Origin of the sequence: Pseudomonas sp. Leaf127 (assembly GCF_001423155.1) — a bacterium.
Lineage (GTDB): Bacteria > Pseudomonadota > Gammaproteobacteria > Pseudomonadales > Pseudomonadaceae > Aquipseudomonas > Aquipseudomonas ovata.
This window is the reverse complement of sequence record NZ_LMOA01000023.1, coordinates 780276-803198: the sequence shown is the minus strand read 5'-3', so window position 1 is coordinate 803198 and position 22923 is coordinate 780276. Positions and strand designations below refer to the sequence as shown.

The following is a 22923-nucleotide window of genomic DNA, read 5'->3' as shown; positions in this document are numbered from 1 at the left end:
TCAGGCGCGCCAGCGCCAGCGGGCCAGGGCCTTGATGACTTTCATCCAGAGTTTGTGAGTGACCACCACGATGGAATCTCTATGGGAGGGGCGTTCGATGTGCGGCAACAGTATCTCAGCGCCCTGATCCAGGCAACCGGGAATCAGCTTGCGCAAATCATCCAGCACCAGCGTCGGTGATTCTTCGGCAATCGGCCGCCCATGGTTATAGCCATAGCTCAAGCCTACACACGCCACACCCGCGGCCTTGGCCGCCTGCACATCACTGCGCGAGTCGCCCACGAACAGCGCCTGGGCCGGCGGTACACCGGCCATTTTCATCACGAACAGCAAGGCGGCCGGGTCAGGCTTTTTCTGCGGCAGGGTGTCGCCACCAATAATCCAGCGAAAAAACCGCCCCAGCTTCATCTCATCCAGCAACGGCGCGATGAAGCGCTCGGGCTTGTTGGTGATCAGGGCCATTTCCACGCCCTTTTTCTGCAACCACTTGAGGGTTTCGCGCACGCCAGGGTAGACCACGGTGAATTCGTGCTTCTCGGCGTAGGCTTGCATGAACAGCTCCAGGCCCCGCTCGGCCAGCGCGTCATCGACGCCACTGTGCTCCAGATCGCCCGCCAGGGCGCGGCGCACCAGCACCGGTGCGCCATTGCCGACCCAGGCGCGGACCGCCTCGAGACCGGCCGCCGGGCGACCCAGGGCCAGCAGCATCGTGTCGACGGCCACGGCCAGATCAGGCACCGAGTCGACCAGGGTGCCGTCCAGATCGAACATGATCAGCCTGGGCAACTGGTCGCCAAAGAGCTGCTCAAGGCTGCTCATGAGCGGGCGGCCGCCAGCTCACTGCGCATTTTATCGATCACCTGCTTGTAGTCAGGGGTGTTGAAGATTGCCGAGCCGGCGACGAAGGTGTCGGCTCCGGCAGCGGCGATGTCACGAATGTTCTGCACGTTCACGCCGCCGTCGATCTCCAGGCGAATCTCGCGACCCGAGGCCTCGATCAGCGCACGGGCCTGGCGCAGCTTGTCCAGGGTGCCGGGGATGAACTTCTGCCCGCCAAAGCCCGGGTTGACGCTCATGAGCAGGATCATGTCGACCTTGTCCATGACGTATTCGAGCAGGTTCAGCGGGGTCGCCGGGTTGAACACCAGGCCGGCCTTGCAGCCGCCGTCACGGATCAGTTGCAGCGAACGATCGACGTGCTGGGTGGCCTCGGGGTGAAAGGTGATGTAGGTGGCGCCCGCTTCGACGAAGTCGCCGATGATGCGATCCACCGGACTGACCATCAGGTGCACATCGATGGGCGCCGTCACGCCGTACTTGCGCAGCGCCGCGCAGACCATCGGACCGATGGTCAGGTTGGGGACGTAGTGGTTGTCCATGACATCGAAGTGGACAAAGTCGGCACCGGCGGCCAGCACGGTGTCGACTTCCTCGCCCAGACGGGCGAAATCGGCGGAAAGGATTGATGGAGCAATAACGAAGGGCTGCATGGCGCACCTGTCTGGACTGAATCACGGTGGCGCGCATTGTACGCTAACGTTTCGCAATATTGCGCAGCACCGGCTTCAGACGGGAATGGCGTTGCGCCCCTCGCGGTTGAAACCGCCCTCATTCAAACACAAAGTAACTTATTGATTTTCTTGGCTATAAAATTCACACCTGTAGGAGCCCGCTTGCCGGCGACCGAGTGCGAAGCGCTCGCAAAATTGATTAAACGCTGAAAATTTACGACTGCTAACGCAGCCGGTCGCGGGCAGAGCTCCTACATCATGGTCCAGAATCATTAGACCGCAACAGCTTGCCGGCGACCGAGTGCGAAGCGCTCGCAGAAATCTCGGAAACGCCACAATTTTACGACTGCTAACGCAGCCGGTCGCGGGCAAGCGCGCTCCTACACCGGGTCCATGTTTGCTTGCCAGTGGCACAGGATGATCTCCTACAGATCGGGGGGATGCGGCGGCCCTATTCCGCCTGCACCCGCAGTTTCTCGCTGCGTCCGCGCAGCCATTCCAGCACCAGCAATAGCACCACCGAAAAGGCGATCAGCAAGGTCGCCGCCGCGGCGATGGTCGGGCTGAGGTTCTCGCGAATGCCGCTGAACATCTGCCGTGGCAGCGTGGCCTGCTCGGGACCGGCCAGGAACAGGGTCACCACCACTTCGTCGAACGAGGTGGCAAAGGCAAACAGCGCACCGCTGATCACCCCCGGCGCAATCAATGGCAGGGTCACCCGGCGAAACGCCGTCAGTGGCGAAGCGCCCAGGCTGGCAGCGGCCCGCACCAGGTTATGGTTGAAGCCCTGCAGGGTTGCCGACACGGTGATGATCACGAACGGTACGCCCAGCACCGCATGCACCAGGATCAATGAGGTGTAGCTGTTACCCAGCCCCAGCGGGGCAAAAAACAGATAACTGGCCACACCGACGATCACCACCGGCACCACCATTGGCGAGATCACCAGCGCCATCACCAGCGCCTTGCCGGGAAAATTGCCGCGCGTCAGGCCGATCGAGGCCAGGGTGCCGAACACCATGGCCAGGAAGGTCGCCGCCGGGGCGACGATCATGCTGTTCTTCAGCGCCCGCATCCACTCGGCCGACTGAAAGAAATTCTCGTACCACTGCATCGAGAACCCTTGCAGCGGGTAGACCAGGAAACTGCCGGAGTTGAACGACAGCGGTATGATCACCAGGACCGGCAGTACCAGAAACAGCAGCACCAGCGCGCAGATGATGCGCAAGGCGTAGTACCAGATTCGCTCGATGGGCGAGGTGTAAGGGCTCAGCATGATGATTCTCCTCAGCTCAGGCGCAGGCGGCTGGCGCCGACCAGCCAGCTATAGATCAGGTACAGCACGATGGTCGCCAACAGCAGCAGGCCGCCCAATGCCGTGGCCATGCCCCAGTTGATGCTGGTGTTGGTGTAGAAGGCCACGAAATAGCTGACCATCTGATCGTTCGGGCTGCCCAGCAGCGCCGGCGTGATGTAGTAGCCGATCGACAGGATGAACACCAGCAGGCAACCGGCACCGATGCCGGCGTAAGTCTGCGGGAAATACACCCGCCAGAAGCTGGCGAACGGATGGCAACCCAGGGAAATCGCCGCGCGCATGTAGCTGGGCGAAATGTTCTTCATCACGCTGTAGATCGGCAGGATCATGAACGGCAGCATGATGTGCACCATCGAGATGTAGACCCCGACCCGGTTGAAGACCAGCTCCAGCGGTTTATCGATGATGCCCATCGCCAGCAGCGCACTGTTGATCAGCCCGCTCGATTGCAACAACACGATCCAGGCGGCGACCCGCACCAGGATCGAGGTCCAGAACGGCAACAGCACCAGGATCATCAACAGGTTGCTCTGCCGCGCCGGCAGGCTGGCCAGCAGGTAGGCCAGCGGGTACGCCAGCACCAGGCAGATGACGGTGATCACCAGGCCCATCCAGAAGGTGCGGGCAAAGATGTCCAGGTAGATCGCCTGGTCAGGCGAGGCCGCGGCCACTTCACCGACATCGTCGATGCGATGGTCGACCGAGGCCAGCAGGTAATAGGGGGTGATGCTGCTGGTGTTGCGACGGATCGCCTGCCAGTAGGCCGGGTCGCCCCAGCGTTCATCCATGGCTTCGAGCGCGTCTTTATAAGAGGCCGGTTCCGCCGGCAGCGGCAAGGCCCGTGCGGTCTTGGTCAGCAGGCTGCGGTAGCCGGCCAACTCCATGTTCAGGCGTTTGGACAAGTCGCCCAGGGTCGAATTCTTGCGGGCATCGGCCAGGTCGCGGCTCAGGGCCACGTATGCGGCCTCTGGCGGCAGGCCCTTGCCATCCCATTTCTGCACCTCGACGATGGTGGTCGGCAAGGCGTTGACCACTTCCGGGTTGTTCACGCTCTTGAACAGCAGCGCGGCAATGGGCACCAGAAAGACCAGCAACAGAAAAATAACCAACGGCGCGATCAATGCCTGAGCCTTGAAGCGGTTGACCCGCTCGGCACGGGCCAGACGTTGCTTGAGAGTGGGGCTGGCGCCTTCAGGCAGGGGCACGGCGGTGGCCATAGGAACTCCGGAAATCTTTGAACAAGGCGTGTGACGAGAGAAGCGTTCCATTGCCGGAACGCCCCTCGGTCCGAGGCAGGGTCAGGCGCTTACTTGGCAGCCCAGGCAGTGAAACGCTGCTCCAGGGACTCGCCGTTGTCGGTCCAGAACGCGACGTTCATCTGCACCTGGTTCTTGATGTTTTCCGGTGTGGTCGGCATGTCGCTCAGGATGTTCTTGTCCAGCAACGGTACCGCCTGGGTGTTGGCCGGGCCGTAGGCGATGTTTTCCGAGTAGATCTTCTGCTGGCCGGGCTGCAGGGTGTAGGCGATGAACTTCTTCGCCGCTTCCGCATTTTTCGAGCCCTTCGGGATCGCCCAGGCATCGAAGTCGTACACGCCGCCGTTCCACACCACTTTCAGGTTGCTTTCTTTCTGCACGGCAGCGATGCGGCCGTTGTAGGCCGAGCTCATGACCACGTCACCCGAGGCCAGGTACTGCGGCGGCTGGGCACCGGCTTCCCACCACTGGATGTTCGGCTTGAGTTCGTCGAGCTTCTTGAAGGCGCGGTCCTGACCGTCCTTGCTGGCCAGCACCTTGTAGACGTCGGCCGGGGCCACGCCGTCGGCCATCAGGGCGAATTCCAGGGTGTACTTGGCGCCCTTGCGCAGGCCGCGCTTGCCGGGGAATTTCTTGGTGTCCCAGAAATCGGCCCAGCTGGTCGGTGCGGTGGTGACCTTGTCGGCGTTATAGGCCAGCACGGTGGACCACACGAAGAAGCCCGCGCCGCAGGTGCTCAGGGCACCGGGTACGAAATCTTCCTTCTTGCCGAACAGCGCAGGGTCGAGCTCTTCGAACATGTCTTCGTCACAGCCGCGCGACAGCTCGGGCGACTCGACTTCGACCAGGTCCCACGAGACGCTCTTGGTGTCGACCATGGTCTTGACCTTGGCCATTTCACCGTTGTACTCACCGGCGATGATCTTGCCGTTGCCCGCCTTTTCCCACGGGGCATAGAACGCCTTTTCCTGGGCTGCCTTGTTGGCGCCACCGAAGGAAATGACAGTCAGGTCGGTTGCCATGGCGTGCGCTGCACACATCATCCCCAGCGTAATAGCGGTGAACTTCAATGGTTTGAGCATTTATTCTTCTCTCCACGGGCAGTGTTGGTTTAGCAATGAGTAGGACGATTGTTCCGTCTCTGAAGGTTAAGCGATGCCTTATTGCACTTGCTGCAGCGGGTCGAGCGCGCGGGCGTGCTCGGTCTGCCAGCCGATCGGCACGACATCGCCCACGCGCATGGCAGGGTCGAGTTCGGCAATCGGTTGTTTAACGAAGAAGTCGGTCTTGCCGGCCACTTCCATACGCACCCGGACGTGGTCGCCCAGGTAGATGAACTCGGCTACACGGCCCGAGAAGCGGTTGGCGCAATGTTCGCTGTGACCGTTGAGGCTGATGCGCTCGGGGCGAATCGACAACGTCACCGGATCACCGTTGCGCCCGACATTGACCGCCAGCGCCTGGACCTGCTCGCCACGGCCCAGCTCGACCACGCAGTGCTCGCCTTGCTGGCTGACCAGCCGGCCATTGAGACGGTTGTTCTCGCCAATGAAGTTGGCCACGAACGTGTTCTTCGGCGCTTCGTACAGGATGCGCGGGGCGTCGATCTGCTGGATCTCGCCCTGGTGGAACACCGCCACCCGGTCCGACATGGTCAGGGCTTCGCCCTGATCGTGGGTCACATAGACCACGGTCACGCCCAGGCGCTGGTGCAGGTGCTTGATTTCCATCTGCATGTGTTCGCGCAATTGCTTGTCGAGGGCGCCCAGCGGCTCGTCCATCAGCACCAGTTGCGGCTCGAACACCAGCGCCCGCGCCAGGGCCACGCGCTGCTGCTGGCCGCCGGACATTTGTGCCGGATAACGATGGGCAAAGGCGTCGAGCTGGACCATGCCCAGCGCACGCTTGACCTTCTCACCGACGTCGGTCTTGCTCAGGCCCCGCACCGTCAGCGGGAACGCCAGGTTCTCGGCCACGGTCATGTGCGGGAACAAGGCGTAGTTCTGGAACACCATGCCGATGTCGCGCTTGTGCGGCGGCACGTTGTTGATGGCCCGGCCACCCAGCAGGATCTGCCCGGCGGTGGGGGTCTCGAAACCGGCCAGCATCATCAGGCTGGTGGTCTTGCCCGAGCCGGACGGACCGAGCAGGGTCAGGAACTCGCCCTTGCGAATGTCCAGGTTCAGGTCTTTGACGATCAGCGATTCGCCGTCGTAGCTTTTTTGTACACCACGAAAGCTGACCAGAACGTCATTGGTTCCAGCGCTTGAATCGACGTCGCTCATTGCCCACACCTTTGTTATGTCTGCGTGGGCTCAAGCCTAGTGCAGGCCGCAGCCCGCGCAAATCGGGCGCCGGGAGAGATTGGCCTAGGCGCACTGGAAGGGTGCGTGTAGGGATCGCCCTACACCGATGACGCAATTGGACACCCCCCACCCCCCCCCGGCACGGCCCGTAGGAGCGCGCTTGCCCGCGACCGAGTGCGAAGCGCTCGCAAAGATCTCGGAAACGCCACTATTTTACGACTGCTAACGCAGCCGGTCGCGGGCAAGCGCGCTCCTACCCCAGAGATCAGGCATGTCGCAATCAGGCATGTCGCCCGTTCAGAGCAGCTTGTGCTCCATGGCATATTTCACCAGGTCCGCCAGCGAATGAATGTTCAGCTTCTGCATCAGGCGCGCCTTGTGGGTGCTGATGGTCTTGCTGCTCAAGCCCAGTTGCTGGGCGATGTCGTTGACGTTGGCGCCTTGGGCCAGGCGTTCGAACACCGAAAACTCGCGCTCCGACAACAGTGAATGCAGCGGCCGGTTATCCGTGAGCCCCACTTCGAACACCATGCGGTCGGCCAGGTCCGGATCGATATAGCGCCCACCGGCGGCCACGCGGCGAATCGCGGTCAGCAGCAGCGCAGGGTCGCTGTCCTTGGTGGCATAGCCGGCCGCACCGACCTTCAGCGCCCGCGCCGCCATCTGCGCCTCGTCGTGCATCGACAGCACCAGAATGGCCGGCGGGTTGCTCAGGGCGCGGATACGCGGGATGGCCTCCAGGCCGTTGACGCCGGGCATCGAGATGTCCAGCAGCACCACCTCGCAGGGCACATGGCGCAAGGTCTCGAGCAACTGCTCGCCATTGCACGCCTCGCCCACCACTTGCAGGTCCTTGGCCAGGCCGATGAGCTGCTTGATGCCCTCGCGCACAATGGTGTGATCTTCAGCTACCAGGACACGAATCACGCGCTCACTCCTACCGGATCCAATGGAATATAAATATGCAGGGCCGTGCCCTCGCCCGGCTCGCTGTCCAGCTCCAGCCGGCCACCGAGCATCAGCACCCGCTCGCGCATGCCCACCAGCCCGAACGAAGTGGGGCGCGCGGCCAGCGGATCAAAACCCTGGCCATCATCGGCAATGCTCAGGCACACCAGGTTATCGGCCAGGGTCAGGCTGATCTGAACCGAATGCGCCGCCGCGTGGCGCATGACGTTGGTCAGCGCCTCTTGCAGGATACGGAACAGGCCGATCGCCCGGGCATCGCTGAGCGCCGGCAGGTTGTCGGGCACCAGCACCAGGCAAGGAATCTGCGTGCGCTCCTCGAACCGCCGGGCCTGCCATTCGATGGCCGACGCAATGCCGGCGTCCAGAATCGGCGGCCGCAGGGCCGTGGCCACATCGCGCACCAGCTGGAACAGCTGCGCAATCAGGCGTTTCATGCTGTTGAGCCGGTCACTCAACCCCGGATCGAGGTCGGCATAGGCCAGCTCGCACATCGACGTCTCCAGCTTGAGCACGGTCAGCATCTGGCCCAGCTCGTCATGCACCTCGCGGGCAATACGGGCCTTTTCTTCCTCGCGCACGCTTTCCAGGTGCGCCGACAGTTCGCGCAACTGCTCATGGGCCCGACGCCGCTCGCTGACATCGCTGAGAAACACCACCAGGTATTCGGCGTCACGAAAACGCAGGAAACTCAGCGACACATCGGTGGGCAGCCTGCTGCCGTCGGCGCGCAGGCAATTGGTCTCGAACACCTGGGGGCCATCTTCGCTGGAACGTGCATTGCGCCACAGGTTCAGCCAGCGATCCATGTGCAGGCCGGGTTCGAAGTCAATCAGCGGTCGGTCGACCACCGCGCCTTGCGGATAACCGAGCATGGCTTCAGCGGCCCGGTTGGCATAGCGCACCCGGCTGTCCCAGTTGACCCACAAAATGCCGACCGTGCTCTGGTCGATGGAAAACTGCGCCAGGCGCAACGCCTCCTCGCCCGCCAGGCGCCGGGCAATGTCCTCACGCGCATCCAGCAACTGCTGCTCCAGGGTCTGCTGCATGCGCCGCTGCCAGATGACAATCGCCAGGCAAGCCAGGAGCATCACCAGCAACAACAGGCACAGGTTCTTCCACAACGCCGTCGACTCGCTGAAACGTGACGAGGTCAGCGGCATCCAGCGCGCATGCAACTGGTCCAGTTCCTTGGCCGGGATCGCCAGCAAGGCGTCGCCGAGCATGGCCGCCAGCTCCGGCGCATCACGACGCGAGGCAATGCGCAGCAACTGCGGCAGGCCGATGTCGCCGACAATGGCCAGCCCGGCGAACTCCGGCTCGCGAAACAACCGGCTCAGTTGTGCTTCATCGACAACGGCATAACGCGCCTGCTGGCTGAGCAGCAGTTGCAACGCCTGGCGCTCCAGCGGCACGCCTTGCAGGTTCAGGTGCGGAAAATTGGTGCGCAGGTAATCGGCCGTGGCACCGGGCATGCGCACCACCACCCGCGACAATGAGTCGAGGGTTTCCAGGTCGACCGTGCCGCCACCGTCGCGCTCGCCCACCAGCAGTTGCGACACCCGTAGATAAGGGTCGGAAAACAGCCACAGGCGCAGCCCGGCCGGGGTCTGCATCAGGCCGGGCGCCAGGTCCAGCTCGCCGGCGACCAGCGCCTTTTCCAGCGCCGCCTGGTCGGTGTAGGTGCGCCATGACAAATCGGCCTTCAGCGCCGACGCCACCGCATTCATCAGGTCGATGTTGGCCCCCGACAACTGCTGCAGGCGCTGATCGAACTGCGCATAAGGCGCACGCAGCACCACACCGACGCGCAAAGGCCCATGCTGGTCGAGCCAGCGCCGTTGCTCCTGGCCAAGGCTCATCTGCACCGAGGACTGCGCCTGTTCGGCCCGGGCCCCGACGGCGACCAGCATCAAGAGCGCCGCCAGGCTGCCGATAAAAAGTCCACGTACAACCGCTATCATCAAGGCATGCTTCTCATCTGTTGCACTGCTCATTCGCCACCCTTGCCGGCACTGATCAAATCGCCAGCACGGATTCTGATCTGGAATATCCGATGTCCTTGACCCTTCGCGCAATGTTTCCTGCATTACTGCTGTCATTGAGCCTGACCCAGACCCTGCCAGCGGTGGCTGCCGATACGGCACCCGCAACGCCTGCAGCGGACACGCCGGTCGAGCGTCCGCCGCTGCTGTCACGCGAGCAGGAAGAGGCCCAGGCCCTGGAACGGCGCCTGCCCGCCCAGGACCTGCAGCAGTTGCAAGCTGGCGACACGCCGTTTCTGGCCCTGTGGCAACCCGCCAACAGCGACGATCCGCAAGGCGCGGTGATCATCGTCGCCGGTGCCGGCGAATCAGCCGACTGGCCGCAAGTCGTGGGCCCGTTGCGGCGCAAATTTCCCGATATAGGCTGGGCCACCCTGAGCCTGCCACTGCCCGACACCCAGGACCCGGCGTTGCTGGCCCGCGAAACCGAGCCCGCGCCCGACGCGGCTGCGCCCGCCAAGGACGCCACCAGCGAAGCCAGCCCGGACGCCGCCAGCCCGCCCCCCGACGCAGTGGCCAACCAGGCAGCCGCCAATCGGGCACTGGCGCAGGCCGAAGCCGAGCAGATCTTTGCCCGCATCGACAGCGCAATTGCCTTTGCCCTGCAGAACAAGGCGCGCAGCATCGTGTTGCTCGGCCACAACAGTGGCGCGTACTGGGCCACCCGTTTTGCCAACGAGCGCGCCGATGCCAAAGTCCAGAAGCTGGTGCTGGTGGCCGCACGCGAGCCGCAGGATGCCGTGCCTTCACTGCTGGAGCTGATCCCGAACCTCAAGGTCAAGACCGCCGACTTCGTCTACAAGAACCGCCAGGGCGGCAATGCCGAGCAACGCCTGCAAACCAGCAAGCGCACCAAGGGCCCGGGCTATACCCAGATCGGCCTGGTCGACATCGCCGGCAATGCCGAAGCCGAACAGGAACAGATCTTCCGCCGCATCCGCGGCTGGGTGCAGGCTGAATAACACCCTCCAGGAACAGCCGTAGGAGCGGCTTTAGCCGCGAAGGCCCCGCCGTAGATTCGGGCCGGCCGGGCCTGCGCCTACCGGAACCCGCGCCGGGCCTTGATCAGCGCATAGGCGCTGTGCAGCTCACGCGTCTTTTCGGTGGCTTCGCGCACGCTTGCGGCGCTGGCCCCGGCGCCGGTCAGCTTGTCCGGGTGATGACGGCTGAGCAAGCGCCGGTAGGCGCGCTTGATTGCCTGGGGCTCGGCGTCGGCCTGCACGCCCAGCAACGACAGGGCACCGCGGTAACCATCGGCAATGGCAGGAGCCTGGGGCTTGAGCGGGTCATGCTCGGCGCCCAGCGCATCGATCCTGGCCGGCGACCAGCCCAGCCACTGCCCCCAGGTGCCGATCAGCTCGCGCTCGATGGGCGTCACCTTGCCGTCGGCCCAGGCCATGCGCCAACAGGCCTGCAGCAGCGCCTCCCCGGCCACGGAGTCAGCGCGCCAATAACGCAGGTAACCGCGCAAGCCTTCACGCCCGTCACGCCCCCGATTGAAGGCGGCCACCGCCCGCGCACGCGCAGGCTCGTCCAGCCCCAGCACCTTCATGTGCACCCGCGCCTGATGAATATGCACCGGCAGCACCCGCCCGTTGCTCTTGGCCAGCCGGCCGAGCAAGACGAACGGCAGTTCATCGTCGCCAATGGCCGCCCGGCCGCCCAGCCGCTCGCGCAACTGCTGCCAGTTGCGCAGTTGCAGGCGCCGGTCCACCACCTGCCCCAACAGTGTGCCGAGCAACGCGCCTGGAATACTGGCCACCGCATAACCGACGCCCGCCCCGATCAAGGTGCCCGGCCACAACATCAGTGGGGCTCCGCCAGCAAGCGCTCGACCTCGGCCAGCCGCTCATGAGTCCCCACGTCCACCCAGCGACCCTCGAAATGCTCGCCGCTCACCTGCCCCTGGCGCATGGCCTGGCGCAACAGGGTGGCCAGCTTGAAGGCTCCGGGCTCGCAGCCTGCAAACAGCCCGGGGTCCAGAATCGAGAGGCCGCTGTAGGTCAGGCGCGGCGCGGCCGCGTCATCATCACGCACCTGACCGCTCACCAGCGCAAAGTCGCCTGTGGGGTGATGCGCCGGGTTATCGATCATCACCAGGTGCGCCTGAGCCGCCAGCGGCCTGCGCAGCCGGGCGAAGTCGTAGTCGGTCCAGACATCGGCGCTGATCACCACGAACGGCTGATCGCCCAGCAGCGGCAAGGCACGAAAGATCCCGCCACCGGTTTCCAGCGGCTCGCCCTCGGGCGAATAACGGATACTCAGGCCAAAGCGCCGGCCATCGCCCAGATGGTCTTCGACCTGTTGCCCCAGCCAGGCATGGTTGATCACCACCTCCTCGAAACCTGCCGCCTGCAAGGCCTTGAGGTGGTACTCGATCAACGGTACACCGGCAACGCGCACCAGCGGCTTGGGTGTAGTCAGCGTCAACGGACGCATACGCTCGCCTTTGCCGGCGGCGAGAATCATCGCTTTCATTCAAGCCTCATGAAATCAGGTAAACGGTGCGGCCCTCAGGCCGGCACCTCGACAGCCTGCTCCAGGCTGCTCAACAGCTGCCCCAGCACGGCCAGCTCCGGACGCCGGGCCAGCACGGTTTCTATATAAGAGAAGAAGCGCGGCACGTCGCCCAGGTAACGCGGCTTGCCGTCGCGGTGACAGATGCGCGCGAAGATACCGATGACCTTCAGGTGACGCTGCACGCCCATCAGGTCACTGGCACGCTGGAATTCGGCGAAGTCGGCCTGCACGGCGATACCGGCGTCCCGCGCCTGATCCCAGTACTGCTTCTGCCATTGCGCCACCCGCGCCTCGGGCCAGCTCAGGAAGGCATCCTTGAACAGGCACGTGATGTCGTAGGTGACCGGCCCATACACCGCATCCTGAAAATCCAGCACGCCCGGGTTCGGCTCGCTGAGCATCAGGTTGCGGGGCATGAAGTCACGGTGCACCAAGACCTTGGGCTGGGCCAGGGCGCTGTCGATCAACAGGCTGCTGGCTTGCTGCCAGAGCGCTTGCTGTTCCGGGCTCAACGCCAGGCCCAGATGACGCTGCACGTACCACTCGGGAAACAGCTCCAGCTCGCGGCGCAGCAACGCCACGTCGTAGCTGGGCAAGGGCGCCTCCATCGGCAATTGCTGATAGGCGATCAAGGCATCGATGGCGTCGCTGAACAGCGCGTCGGCGTTCTCGGCATGGATCACGTCCAGGTACGTCTGCCGACCCAGGTCGTTGAGCAGCAGAAAGCCCTGTTCCAGGTCCTGGGCGTGGATCACCGGTACATTGATGCCACGGGTGGCCAACAGGTGTGCAATGTCCACGAAAGGCCGGCAGTTTTCCTGCGGCGGCGGGGCATCCATGACGATCAGCGTGCGCCCGGCGCCTTCCCAGCGAAAGTAACGCCGAAAACTGGCGTCGCTGCTGGCGGCGGTCAATGTGGCCGCGGGCACGGCGCCCCAGTTCTGGCGCGCAAACAGCGCTGGCAATTGCTCATCGAGCCAAACCTGGAGTTTTTTCAAGCGTATATCGTGGTCTTGCATTACAAGGGTCTCCGACGGCCCTAGCCGTCAAGCGGGTCATGCTTTATGATCCGGGATCTTTTTCAGCCCATCGAAAGGCGTGCGGCCCCCCGCGGGCAGATGGCGCGCAGGAAGCCCGGACTAATAAGATGGCATTGAAATCCCCCGCGTTTCGTAAAAAATTTCCGTTGCTGGTAACCGGCAGTCTGCTGGCGATGCAACCCCTGGCCATTCCGTTCGCGGTTGCCGCCGAACAGTATGACTGTTCAGTGTCTGCTTCGGGAGCCTGGAACTGCGCGCCGAAATCCAGCGAAGCGCAGTTGCCGCCTCGTCCGGTGCACAGCGGCACGGCCGGAACCGAAGGCTCGCAGGACGCAGGCGGCGCCTCGTCGACCGAGTCCGGGCAACGTCCCGTGCTGGTCACCGAAGCCAAGGGCAAGGGCCTCAAGTCGCGCAGCGCCGACTACAGTCACCTCGACTGGGTGCCGCGTGAACAGCTCAGTGCCGCCCAGTTGGCCGAAACCGCGCCTTACTGCTCCGGTGCCTATGTCGAGCCACTGCGCCCCGGCATGGACGACACCACGCCCATGGACGAGTCGCCGATGTTCATCGGTGCCAAGGCCTCGCGCTACCAGCAGGAAGAACAGATTGCGACCCTGGCCGGTGACGTGGTCATCCGCCAGGGCAGCATGCAGGTCCAGGCCCAGGAGGCTTCCCTGCACCAGGCCGAGAACCGTGGCGAGCTCAATGGTGACGTGCGCCTGCGCGACAAGGGTGCCCTGATCGTCGGCGACCGCGCCGAGGTGCAACTCGACACCGGCGAGGCCCAGGTCGACAACGCCGAGTACGTGCTGCACAAGTCGAACATCCGCGGCAACGCGCTGTACGCCAAGCGCGCCGAAAACGCGATCATCCGCCTCAAGGACGGTACCTACACCTCCTGCGAGCCGGGCAACAACGCCTGGTCGCTCAAGGGCAACAACATCACGCTGAACCCGGCCACCGGTTTCGGCACCGCGACCAACGTCACCCTGCGGGTCAAGGACATACCGGTACTCTACACGCCGTATATCTACTTCCCGATCGACGACCGTCGCCAGTCGGGCTTCCTGCCGCCGACCATCGCCAGCGGCAGCGACACCGGCTTCATGCTGGTCACCCCGTACTACTTCAACCTGGCGCCCAACTACGACGCCACGCTCTACCCGCGCTACATGACCAAGCGCGGCCTGTTGATGGAAGGCGAATTCCGCTACCTCACCAAGAGCAGCGAAGGCCAGTTCGGCGGCGCGTACCTCAACGACGAGAACGATGATCGCAAGCTGCAGAGCGATTACGACAAGACGCGCTGGATGCTCAACTGGCAGCACAAGGGCGGCCTGGACTCGCGCCTGATGACCCAGGTGGACTACACCGACATCAGCGACCCGTACTACTTCCAGGACCTGCAGACCGACCAGATCGGCATCTCCAAGACCGACTTCATCAACCAGCAGGGCTCCGTGACCTGGCGTGGCGACAGCTACACCGCCCGGCTCAATGCCCAGGCTTACAAGCTGGCGACCGTGGCCAACATCACGCCGTACAACCGCCTGCCGCAGTTGACCCTGGACGGCACCCTGCCGTACAACCCGGGTGGCCTGAAGTTCGACTATCAGACCGAGCTGGTGCGTTTCGACCGTGACCTGCGCAATGGCAGCTTTGTCGATGAAGACGGCAATGTCAGCCCGCGCCTGGACAACAACGTCCAGGGCCTGGCACGTGCCAACGGCGACCGCCTGAACCTGGCGCCGTCGATCAGCCTGCCGATGAATTCGACCTACGGCTTCCTGACGCCCAAGCTCAAGTACGTCTATACGCAGTACGACCTGGATCTGGATGGCCGGGGCCAGAGCACCTTGCTCGCCGGCGAGGATTACAAGAGCAGCCAGAACCGCAGCGTGCCGATCTTCAGCGTCGACAGCGGCCTGTACTTCGACCGTGATACCCAGTGGTTCGGCAAGGATTACCGTCAGACCCTGGAGCCGCGCCTGTTCTATCTCTATGTACCGGAGAAGGACCAGAACGACATCCCGGTGTTCGACAGCTCGGAAACCACCTTCAACTACGCCTCGCTGTTTCGCGACAACCGCTTCGTCGGCTCCGACCGTATCGGCGACGAGAACAAGCTGTCGCTGGGCGTGACCAACCGCTGGATCGAGGAAAACGGCTTCGAGCGCCAGCGCTTCAGCATCGGCCAGGCCCTGTACTTCGAAGATCGCAAGGTGCAACTGCCCGGCGTGGTCTTCGCTGACCGCGACGATGCGCGGGCCAATGTCTCGCCCATCGGCATGGAATACGAGTTCCGCTTCAACCGCGACTGGCGCCTGAACTCCGATTTCAACTGGGACCCGGACAGCCACAGCACCCGCTCCGGCAGCGCGATGTTCCATTACCAGCCTGAGGACAACCCGGGCAAGATCATCAACGTCGGCTACCGCTACCGTAACGACGTGGTGCGCTATGACCAGACCTCCGGCAAGTGGAGCGTGGGCGGCGGTGACTACGGCACCCCTGGCCAGCCTGGCTACGTGAAGGACTACTACAAGATCCAGCAGCACGACTTCTCGGTCATCTGGCCGATCGTGCCGCAGTGGAGCCTGATCAGCCGCTGGCAGTATGACTACAACCGCGCCCGCACCCTGGAAGCCTTCGGTGGTTTCGAGTACGACAGCTGCTGCTGGAAACTGCGCCTGGTCAGCCGCTACTGGGTCGACTACGACGAATACAGCCAGGAAGCGCCTCAGAACGAAAAAGGCGACCGCGGCGTATTCCTACAAATTGTGTTGAAGGGCCTCGGTGGCGTGACTGGCGCCAAGGTAGAGAGTTTCCTCGACAACGGCATTCAAGGTTATCGTGAACGTGAAGACAAAGCTTTGTAACGGCCTGCGCCCGCTGATGCTGGGCGCGCTTCTCCTGAGCGGTGCGGTCCACGCGGCCGTCCAGCCGCTGGACAGCGTAGTGGCCATCGTCGATAACGATGTCATTATGAAAAGCCAGATGGACCAGCGCGTGCGCGAAGTCCAGCAGACCATCGCCAAGCGCGGCGGCGGCACACCGCCTGCCGAAGCGCTGCAAAGCCAGGTCCTGGATCGCCTGATCCTGGAAAACCTGCAACTGCAGATGGGCGATCGTTCCGGCATTCGTATCGGTGACGAAGAACTCAACCAGGCGCTGGAAACCATTGCCCAGCGCAACGGCATGAGCCTGGCCCAGTTCCGTGCTGCGCTGGCCCATGACGGCCTGTCGTATGACGATGCCCGCGAGCAGGTGCGTCGCGAGATGATCATCAGCCGTGTGCGCCAGCGTCGCGTGGCCGAGCGCATCCAGGTCACCGAACAGGAAGTGAAGAACTTCCTGGCCTCGGACATGGGCAAGGCGCAGCTGTCCGAAGAGTTCCACCTGGCCAATATCCTGATCCCGACCTCGGACAGCGCATCGTCCAGCGAGATCCAGAAAGCGGCCAGCCAGGCCCAGGACATCTACAACCAGCTGAAAAAAGGCGCTGACTTCGCCCAGATCGCCGTCGCGCGTTCGGCCAGCGAAAGCGCCCTGGACGGCGGTGACATGGGCTGGCGCAAAGCAGCTCAGCTGCCACCGCCGTTCGGCGACCTGCTCAGTTCCATGCCGGTAGGCGATGTCACCCCTCCAGCGCGCACGCCCGGCGGTTTCATCATCCTCAAGCTGCTGGAAAAACGCGGTGGCCAGGGCCAGGCACAGATGCGCGACGAAGTGCATGTACGCCACATCCTGATCAAGCCGAGCGAGATCCGCAGCGAAGCCGAGACCCAGCGCCTGGCGACCAAGCTGTACGAGCGCATCCAGAACGGCGACAACTTCGCCGACCTGGCGAAGAGCTTCTCGGAAGACCCGGGCTCGGCACTCAATGGCGGCGACCTGAACTGGGTCGACCCCAACTCGCTGGTGCCGGAATTCCGCGAAGCCATGAACGAGACGCCACAAGGCGTATTGTCCAAGCCGTTCAAGACCAACTACGGCTGGCATATCCTGGAAGTGCTGGGTCGTCGGGCCACCGACACCACCACCCAGGCGCGTGACCAGCAAGCCCTGACCGTGCTGCGCAACCGCAAGTACGATGAAGAGCTGCAAACCTGGCTGCGTCAGATCCGTGACGAAGCCTACGTCGAAATCAAGCTTCCTGGCGCCGCCCAGGCACCCCAGTGAAGCCCAGGCGTTTCGCACTGACGCCCGGCGAACCGGCCGGCATAGGTCCTGACCTGTGCCTGCTGCTCGCCGCGCAGCCCCAGCCACACCCCCTGATCGCCATTACCAGCCACGACCTGCTCCTTGAGCGGGCCGTGCAACTGGGCGTGGCCGTCGACCTGCTGCCGGTCGGCCCGGATGCCTTTCCGGAGGTGCCGGCACCGGCCGGCAGCCTGTATGTCTGGGACACGCCGTTGCAGGCGCCCGTGGTGGCCGGCACACTGGACAAGGCCAATGCGGCCTTTGTGCTGCAGACCCTGACCCGTGCAGGCAAAGGCTGCCTGGACGGACAGTTCGCCGGCATGATCACCGCCCCGGTGCACAAGGGCGTGATCAACGAAGGCGGCATCGCCTTTTCCGGGCACACCGAATTTCTGGCCGAACTGACCCACACCGAACAGGTGGTCATGATGCTGGCCACCGGTGACCTGCGCGTGGCGCTGGTAACCACGCACCTGCCGCTGCGCGAGGTGGCCGACGCCATCACCGCCGAGCGCCTGGAGCGTGTCACCCGCATCCTGCACGCCGATCTGGTCGGCAAGTTCGGCATCCGGCACCCGCGCATCCTGGTCTGCGGGCTGAATCCCCACGCCGGCGAAAGCGGGCACTTGGGCCGCGAAGAAATCGACATCATCGAACCCACCCTGGAGCGTCTGCGCGGCGAAGGCCTGGACCTGCGCGGCCCGTTGCCCGCCGACACTCTGTTTACCCCCAAATACCTGGAGCACTGCGACGCGGTGCTGGCGATGTATCACGACCAGGGCCTGCCGGTACTCAAGTACAAGGGCTTTGGCGCGGCGGTCAATGTGACCCTGGGCCTGCCGATCGTCCGCACCTCGGTCGACCACGGCACCGCACTGGACCTGGCCGGTACCGGCAAGGTCGATACCGGCAGCCTGCAGGTCGCCCTGCAAACCGCCTACCAGATGGCCGAGACCCCCTAATGACCGAGCAATACCAACACCGGGCGCGCAAGCGTTTCGGCCAGAACTTCCTGCACGACGCCGGCGTCATCGACCGCATCCTGCGCGCCATCCGCGCCCGCCCCGAAGACCGCCTGCTGGAAATCGGCCCGGGCCAGGGCGCCCTGACCGAAGGCTTGCTGGGCAGTGGCGCCCAGCTGGACGTGGTTGAACTGGACAAGGACCTGATCCCGATCCTCAACAGCCAGTTCGCCGGCAAGCCGAACTTCAGCCTGCACCAGGGCGACGCCCTCAAGTTCGACTTCACCAGCCTGAATGCCGCACCCAACAGCCTGCGCGTGGTCGGCAACCTGCCCTACAACATCTCGACGCCGCTGATCTTCCACCTGCTGAGCAATGCCGGCCTGATCCGCGACATGCACTTCATGCTGCAAAAGGAAGTGGTCGAGCGCCTGGCGGCCGGCCCCGGTGGCGGTGACTGGGGTCGCCTGTCGATCATGGTCCAGTACCACTGCCGCGTGGAACACCTGTTCAACGTAGGGCCCGGCGCGTTCAATCCGCCGCCCAAGGTCGACTCGGCCATCGTGCGCCTGGTGCCACACGAAACCCTGCCGCACCCGGCCAAGGATCATCGCCTGCTCGAGCGCGTGGTGCGCGAAGCGTTCAACCAGCGACGCAAGACCCTGCGCAACACCCTCAAGCTGCTGCTGACCAGCGACGAGATCGAGGCTGCTGGCGTGGACGGCAGCCTGCGCCCTGAACAGCTTGACCTTGCTGCGTTTGTCCGGCTGGCGGACCAGCTCAGCGAAAAGCCCCCCGTTCAATGACCGGCCAGGTCATCCGGAAAACGTCATGTTCAATGATTGTTCCTGGATGGCCTAGACTGAGCCGGTGCTTGCGTCCTTTCCGCTTTCGATTTCAAGGCCTTCCGCATGTCCGATTCCCGTTATCAGGTTGATGTCAGCGTCGTTACGCGCTATCTCGCCGAACAATCGAGCCCAGAGCACGACCGCTTCGCCTTCGCCTACACCATCACCGTGCACAACAACGGCGAGCTGCCGGCCAGGTTGCTGTCGCGTCACTGGGTCATCACCGACGGCAACGGCCAGGTCGAAGAAGTGCGCGGCGACGGCGTGGTCGGCCAGCAACCGTTGATTGCCGCCGGCCAGAGCCACACTTACAGCAGCGGCACGGTCATGCCCACCAGGGTCGGCAACATGCAGGGCAGCTATCAGATGCTGGCCGAGGACGGCAAACGCTTCGACGCCATCATCGCGCCCTTCCGCCTGGCCGTGCCGGGCGCCCTGCACTGATGGCGGTGTACGCCGTCGGCGACCTGCAGGGTTGCCTGGAACCGCTCAAGTGTCTGCTGGACGAGGTCCGCTTCACCCCAGGCACTGATCGCCTGTGGCTGGTCGGCGACCTGATCAACCGGGGTCCGCAATCGCTGGAGACCCTGCGCTTTCTGTACGGCATCCGCGACTCGCTGACCTGCGTGCTGGGCAATCACGACCTGCACCTGCTGGCCGCCTCCCGACACGTCGAGCGCCTGAAGAAATCCGACACCTTGCGCGAGATCATCGAGGCACCCGACTGCCCGGTATTGCTCGACTGGCTGCGCCGGCAGAAACTGATGCACTACGACGCCGAGCGCAATATCGCCATGACCCATGCCGGCATCCCGCCCCAGTGGTCGCTGAAAAAGGCCCTGAAGCTGGCCGGCGAAGTCGAGCAGGCGCTGCAGGACGACAAGCTGTACGAGCGTTTCCTGAACAACATGTACGGCAACGAACCTGCGCGGTGGGATAACGACCTGCAAGGCACCACTCGCCTGCGGGTCATCACCAACTATTTCACCCGCATGCGCTTCTGCACCAGCGATGGCCGGCTGGACCTCAAGGGCAAGGAAGGCATCGAGACCGCCATGCCCGGCTATGCGCCCTGGTTCAGCCACCCGCAGCGCAAGACCCGCGACCTGAAGATCATCTTCGGTCACTGGGCCGCCCTTGAAGGCCGTTGCGACGAGCCCGGCGTCTTCGCCCTGGACAGCGGTTGTGTCTGGGGTGGCAGCATGACGCTGCTCAATGTCGACACCCTGCAACGCCACCACTGCAATTGCACCCCCGATGGCCGGGCCGCTGACCGGCGCCCGACCGGCGCTCAACCCGCCTGATCCATATTCAGCCCAGGAGTTTTCAGCATGACCGACTTCAAACGCATCGCCCCCGACCAGGCCCATGCCCTGCGCGAACAGGGTGCCGTGCTGGTCGACATCCGCGACCCGCAGACCTTTGCCAACCAGCACATCAGCGGCTCGCGGCACCTGGACAACCATTCGATCGCCGACTTCATCGCCCAGGCCGACCTCGACAAGCCCCTGGTCGTGGTCTGCTACCACGGCAACTCCAGCCAGAGCGCGGCAGCCTATCTGGTGGGCCAGGGTTTCTCGGAGGTGTACAGCCTCGACGGCGGTTTCGAGCTGTGGCGCGCCACTTACCCCGATGACACCACGCAAGGCTGAGTACAAAAAAATTTCATCCAGGCTCAAGCCGCGTACGGCGCGGGTTTGAGCCTGAATCCGATGAACGGTTGCGCAGACTATTTTCACATCCCTTCTTTATCTTCCCGAAAGCCATCTATTCTTACCCACAGGCCATCCGTAATCAGGGGAGAGCCGGTACACCGGCGCGTGGGTCATCGGTAGTTACTTTCATGGTGTTTGGGGGGTAACGGCATCTGGATACTCAGCTGCTGCCAGCATCGACTGACGATCCGCCGCCGGCTCAACGTATCGAGCGAGGTGACGTCATGAGTATTTTTAGCCACTTCCAACAACGCTTCGAAACCACACGCCAGGAAGAGCTCTCACTACAGGAGTACCTTGAGCTCTGCAAACGTGACCGAAGCGCCTATGCCTCTGCAGCAGAACGCCTGTTGCTGGCCATAGGAGAACCCGAGTTGGTGGACACGTCCGTCAACCCGCGGTTGTCGCGAATCTTTTCCAACAAGGTCATCCGCCGCTACCCGGCCTTTGCGGATTTCCATGGCATGGAAGAGTGCATCGAGCAGATCGTTTCGTATTTCCGCCATGCCGCCCAGGGCCTGGAGGAAAAGAAACAGATCCTCTATCTGCTTGGCCCGGTAGGGGGCGGTAAATCCTCCCTGGCTGAAAAACTCAAGCAACTGATCCAGAAGGTCCCGTTTTACGCCATCAAGGGCTCGCCGGTCTTCGAGTCGCCACTGGGCCTGTTCAACGCCGCCGAGGATGGCGACATCCTCGAAGAAGACTTCGGCATCTCGCGACGCTATCTCAGCACCATCATGTCGCCCTGGGCCACCAAGCGCCTGGCCGAGTTCGGCGGTGATATCAGCCAGTTCAAGGTGGTCAAGCTCTACCCTTCGATCCTCAACCAGATCGCGGTGGCCAAGACCGAACCCGGCGACGAGAACAACCAGGACATTTCGGCACTGGTGGGCAAGGTCGATATCCGCAAGCTCGAAGAATTCCCGCAGAACGACGCGGACGCCTACAGCTACTCGGGCGCACTGTGCCGGGCCAACCAGGGCCTGATGGAATTTGTCGAGATGTTCAAGGCGCCGATCAAGGTCCTGCACCCCTTGCTCACCGCCACCCAGGAAGGCAACTACAACAGCACCGAGGGCCTGGGCGCCATTCCGTTCACCGGCATCCTGCTGGCGCACTCCAACGAATCGGAGTGGCACACCTTCCGCAACAACAAGAACAACGAGGCCTTCATCGACCGGATCTACATCGTCAAGGTGCCGTACTGCCTGCGTGTCAGCGATGAGATCAAGATCTATGAAAAACTGCTGATCAACAGCTCGCTGTCCAAGGCCCACTGCGCGCCCGACACCCTGAAGATGCTGGCGCAGTTCACCACGCTGTCGCGTCTCAAGGAGCCGGACAACTCCAATATCTACTCCAAGATGCGCGTGTACGACGGCGAAAACCTCAAGGACACCGATCCCAAGGCCAAGTCGATCCAGGAATACCGCGACAGTGCCGGTGTCGACGAGGGCATGACCGGTCTGTCGACCCGCTTTGCGTTCAAGATCCTCTCCAAGGTCTTCAACTTCGACCCGCACGAAATCGCCGCCAACCCGGTGCACCTGCTGTATGTGCTGGAACAGCAGATCGAGCAGGAACAATTCCCGGCCGAGACCCGCGAGCGCTACCTGCGCTTCATCAAGGAGTACCTGGCACCGCGCTATATCGAGTTCATCGGCAAGGAGATCCAGACCGCGTACCTGGAGTCCTACAGCGAATACGGGCAGAACATTTTCGACCGCTACGTGCTGTACGCCGATTTCTGGATTCAGGATCAGGAATACCGCGACCCGGAAACCGGCGAGATCCTCAACCGGGTGGCCCTGAACGAAGAGCTCGAGAAAATCGAGAAACCGGCCGGCATCAGCAATCCGAAGGACTTCCGCAACGAAATCGTCAATTTCGTGCTGCGCGCCCGGGCCAACAACAACGGCAAGAACCCGACCTGGCTGAGCTACGAGAAACTGCGGGTGGTGATCGAGAAGAAAATGTTCTCCAACACCGAGGACCTGTTGCCGGTCATCAGTTTCAATGCCAAGGCCAGCAAGGAAGACCAGCAGAAGCACAACGACTTCGTCACCAGGATGGTCGAACGGGGCTACACCGACAAACAGGTGCGTCTACTCTCCGAATGGTACCTGCGCGTACGCAAATCGCAGTAAGGCAGCGACAAGCGGCAAGCTTCAAGCGGCAAGTCGATCAGCGTGTTGCCTTGTATCGAGGGCAACACGCCGATTGGTGCGCCCAT

Annotated in this window: 20 protein-coding genes; 9 read left to right on the top strand and 11 right to left on the bottom strand. The window is 63.2% G+C overall.

The features are described 5' to 3' along the window. The 8 genes from ASF84_RS24605 to ASF84_RS24570 form a co-directional block, all read right to left on the bottom strand. Positions 1-819, bottom strand: a complete 819-nt coding sequence (locus ASF84_RS24605) for a phosphoglycolate phosphatase (protein WP_056841475.1) — start codon at positions 817-819, stop codon at positions 1-3. Next, complete coding sequence (gene rpe, locus ASF84_RS24600) at positions 816-1490, bottom strand: ribulose-phosphate 3-epimerase (protein ID WP_056841474.1); 675 nt, start codon at positions 1488-1490, stop codon at positions 816-818. Before rpe ends, ASF84_RS24605 begins: the two co-directional genes overlap by 4 nt. 472 nt (positions 1491-1962) lie before the next feature. After that, positions 1963-2787: an ABC transporter permease gene (locus tag ASF84_RS24595; RefSeq protein ID WP_056841473.1), complete on the bottom strand. Its 825-nt coding sequence runs from the start codon at positions 2785-2787 to the stop codon at positions 1963-1965. Positions 2788-2798: 11 nt separating this feature from the next. After that, positions 2799-4046 carry an ABC transporter permease gene (locus ASF84_RS24590; RefSeq protein WP_056841472.1) on the bottom strand — a complete coding sequence of 416 codons (1248 nt, stop codon included), beginning with the start codon at positions 4044-4046 and terminating at the stop codon, positions 2799-2801. A gap of 89 nt (positions 4047-4135) precedes the next feature. Then, positions 4136-5167, bottom strand: a complete 1032-nt coding sequence (locus tag ASF84_RS24585; protein ID WP_056841471.1) for a polyamine ABC transporter substrate-binding protein — start codon at positions 5165-5167, stop codon at positions 4136-4138. Between the two features lie 78 nt (positions 5168-5245). Next, a complete protein-coding gene (locus tag ASF84_RS24580; protein ID WP_056841470.1) occupies positions 5246-6370 on the bottom strand; it encodes an ABC transporter ATP-binding protein in 1125 nt (374 codons plus the stop codon). Between the two features lie 318 nt (positions 6371-6688). Then, a complete protein-coding gene (locus tag ASF84_RS24575; RefSeq protein ID WP_056841469.1) occupies positions 6689-7318 on the bottom strand; it encodes a response regulator in 630 nt (209 codons plus the stop codon). Further along, the gene (locus tag ASF84_RS24570; RefSeq protein WP_442963084.1) at positions 7315-9354 is read right to left on the bottom strand and encodes a histidine kinase; all 2040 of its coding nucleotides are present in this window, start codon (positions 9352-9354) and stop codon (positions 7315-7317) included. Before ASF84_RS24570 ends, ASF84_RS24575 begins: the two co-directional genes overlap by 4 nt. 59 nt (positions 9355-9413) lie before the next feature. On the opposite strand from ASF84_RS24570, the gene ASF84_RS24565 reads away from it, so the two are divergent. Continuing rightward, the gene (locus tag ASF84_RS24565) at positions 9414-10364 is read left to right on the top strand and encodes an alpha/beta hydrolase family protein (protein WP_056841467.1); all 951 of its coding nucleotides are present in this window, start codon (positions 9414-9416) and stop codon (positions 10362-10364) included. Between the two features lie 77 nt (positions 10365-10441). Here ASF84_RS24565 and ASF84_RS24560 read toward each other — a convergent pair whose 3' ends face one another. Genes ASF84_RS24560 through ASF84_RS24550 form a run of 3 tightly spaced genes read right to left on the bottom strand, consistent with a single transcriptional unit; the run spans position 10442 to position 12941 of the window. Beyond that, entirely contained in the window at positions 10442-11209 is a 768-nt protein-coding gene (locus tag ASF84_RS24560; protein WP_056841466.1) for a DnaJ domain-containing protein, read from the bottom strand. After that, on the bottom strand, positions 11209-11880 hold the full coding sequence (gene murU, locus ASF84_RS24555; protein WP_056841465.1) for an N-acetylmuramate alpha-1-phosphate uridylyltransferase MurU: 672 nt from the start codon (positions 11878-11880) through the stop codon (positions 11209-11211). The genes ASF84_RS24560 and murU overlap by 1 nt, the downstream gene beginning before the upstream one ends. A gap of 35 nt (positions 11881-11915) precedes the next feature. After that, positions 11916-12941: an aminoglycoside phosphotransferase family protein gene (locus tag ASF84_RS24550; protein WP_056841464.1), complete on the bottom strand. Its 1026-nt coding sequence runs from the start codon at positions 12939-12941 to the stop codon at positions 11916-11918. Between the two features lie 128 nt (positions 12942-13069). On the opposite strand from ASF84_RS24550, the gene ASF84_RS24545 reads away from it, so the two are divergent. From ASF84_RS24545 to ASF84_RS24510, 8 genes are all read left to right on the top strand, one after another. Beyond that, complete coding sequence (locus tag ASF84_RS24545) at positions 13070-15841, top strand: LPS-assembly protein LptD (protein WP_056841463.1); 2772 nt, start codon at positions 13070-13072, stop codon at positions 15839-15841. After that, positions 15822-17144, top strand: coding sequence for a peptidylprolyl isomerase (locus ASF84_RS24540; RefSeq protein ID WP_056841462.1), 1323 nt, complete (start codon positions 15822-15824; stop codon positions 17142-17144). The genes ASF84_RS24545 and ASF84_RS24540 overlap by 20 nt, the downstream gene beginning before the upstream one ends. Next, a complete protein-coding gene (pdxA, locus tag ASF84_RS24535; RefSeq protein WP_056841461.1) occupies positions 17141-18127 on the top strand; it encodes a 4-hydroxythreonine-4-phosphate dehydrogenase PdxA in 987 nt (328 codons plus the stop codon). The genes ASF84_RS24540 and pdxA overlap by 4 nt, the downstream gene beginning before the upstream one ends. After that, positions 18127-18933: a 16S rRNA (adenine(1518)-N(6)/adenine(1519)-N(6))-dimethyltransferase RsmA gene (rsmA, locus tag ASF84_RS24530; RefSeq protein ID WP_056841460.1), complete on the top strand. Its 807-nt coding sequence runs from the start codon at positions 18127-18129 to the stop codon at positions 18931-18933. Before pdxA ends, rsmA begins: the two co-directional genes overlap by 1 nt. Positions 18934-19038: 105 nt before the next feature. Beyond that, the gene (apaG, locus tag ASF84_RS24525) at positions 19039-19419 is read left to right on the top strand and encodes a Co2+/Mg2+ efflux protein ApaG (protein WP_056841459.1); all 381 of its coding nucleotides are present in this window, start codon (positions 19039-19041) and stop codon (positions 19417-19419) included. Further along, positions 19419-20279 carry a symmetrical bis(5'-nucleosyl)-tetraphosphatase gene (locus tag ASF84_RS24520; protein ID WP_056841458.1) on the top strand — a complete coding sequence of 287 codons (861 nt, stop codon included), beginning with the start codon at positions 19419-19421 and terminating at the stop codon, positions 20277-20279. Before apaG ends, ASF84_RS24520 begins: the two co-directional genes overlap by 1 nt. Positions 20280-20306: 27 nt before the next feature. Continuing rightward, complete coding sequence (glpE, locus tag ASF84_RS24515) at positions 20307-20627, top strand: thiosulfate sulfurtransferase GlpE (RefSeq protein WP_056841457.1); 321 nt, start codon at positions 20307-20309, stop codon at positions 20625-20627. A gap of 287 nt (positions 20628-20914) precedes the next feature. Continuing rightward, on the top strand, positions 20915-22837 hold the full coding sequence (locus ASF84_RS24510; protein WP_056841456.1) for a PrkA family serine protein kinase: 1923 nt from the start codon (positions 20915-20917) through the stop codon (positions 22835-22837). Positions 22838-22923: the final 86 nt, after the last annotated feature.

What these genes read in the sequence shown, in the direction of transcription:
- ASF84_RS24605 (WP_056841475.1), bottom strand. Translation starts at nt 819, where the DNA reads ATGAGCAGCCTTGAGCAGCTCTTTGGCGACCAGTTGCCCAGGCTGATC.
- rpe (WP_056841474.1), bottom strand. Translation starts at nt 1,490, where the DNA reads ATGCAGCCCTTCGTTATTGCTCCATCAATCCTTTCCGCCGATTTCGCC.
- ASF84_RS24595 (WP_056841473.1), bottom strand. Translation starts at nt 2,787, where the DNA reads ATGCTGAGCCCTTACACCTCGCCCATCGAGCGAATCTGGTACTACGCC.
- ASF84_RS24590 (WP_056841472.1), bottom strand. Translation starts at nt 4,046, where the DNA reads ATGGCCACCGCCGTGCCCCTGCCTGAAGGCGCCAGCCCCACTCTCAAG.
- ASF84_RS24585 (WP_056841471.1), bottom strand. Translation starts at nt 5,167, where the DNA reads ATGCTCAAACCATTGAAGTTCACCGCTATTACGCTGGGGATGATGTGT.
- ASF84_RS24580 (WP_056841470.1), bottom strand. Translation starts at nt 6,370, where the DNA reads ATGAGCGACGTCGATTCAAGCGCTGGAACCAATGACGTTCTGGTCAGC.
- ASF84_RS24570 (WP_442963084.1), bottom strand. Translation starts at nt 9,354, where the DNA reads ATGAGCAGTGCAACAGATGAGAAGCATGCCTTGATGATAGCGGTTGTA.
- ASF84_RS24565 (WP_056841467.1), top strand. Translation starts at nt 9,414, where the DNA reads ATGTCCTTGACCCTTCGCGCAATGTTTCCTGCATTACTGCTGTCATTG.
- ASF84_RS24560 (WP_056841466.1), bottom strand. Translation starts at nt 11,209, where the DNA reads ATGTTGTGGCCGGGCACCTTGATCGGGGCGGGCGTCGGTTATGCGGTG.
- murU (WP_056841465.1), bottom strand. Translation starts at nt 11,880, where the DNA reads ATGAAAGCGATGATTCTCGCCGCCGGCAAAGGCGAGCGTATGCGTCCG.
- ASF84_RS24550 (WP_056841464.1), bottom strand. Translation starts at nt 12,941, where the DNA reads ATGCAAGACCACGATATACGCTTGAAAAAACTCCAGGTTTGGCTCGAT.
- ASF84_RS24545 (WP_056841463.1), top strand. Translation starts at nt 13,070, where the DNA reads ATGGCATTGAAATCCCCCGCGTTTCGTAAAAAATTTCCGTTGCTGGTA.
- rsmA (WP_056841460.1), top strand. Translation starts at nt 18,127, where the DNA reads ATGACCGAGCAATACCAACACCGGGCGCGCAAGCGTTTCGGCCAGAAC.
- apaG (WP_056841459.1), top strand. Translation starts at nt 19,039, where the DNA reads ATGTCCGATTCCCGTTATCAGGTTGATGTCAGCGTCGTTACGCGCTAT.
- ASF84_RS24520 (WP_056841458.1), top strand. Translation starts at nt 19,419, where the DNA reads ATGGCGGTGTACGCCGTCGGCGACCTGCAGGGTTGCCTGGAACCGCTC.
- glpE (WP_056841457.1), top strand. Translation starts at nt 20,307, where the DNA reads ATGACCGACTTCAAACGCATCGCCCCCGACCAGGCCCATGCCCTGCGC.
- ASF84_RS24510 (WP_056841456.1), top strand. Translation starts at nt 20,915, where the DNA reads ATGAGTATTTTTAGCCACTTCCAACAACGCTTCGAAACCACACGCCAG.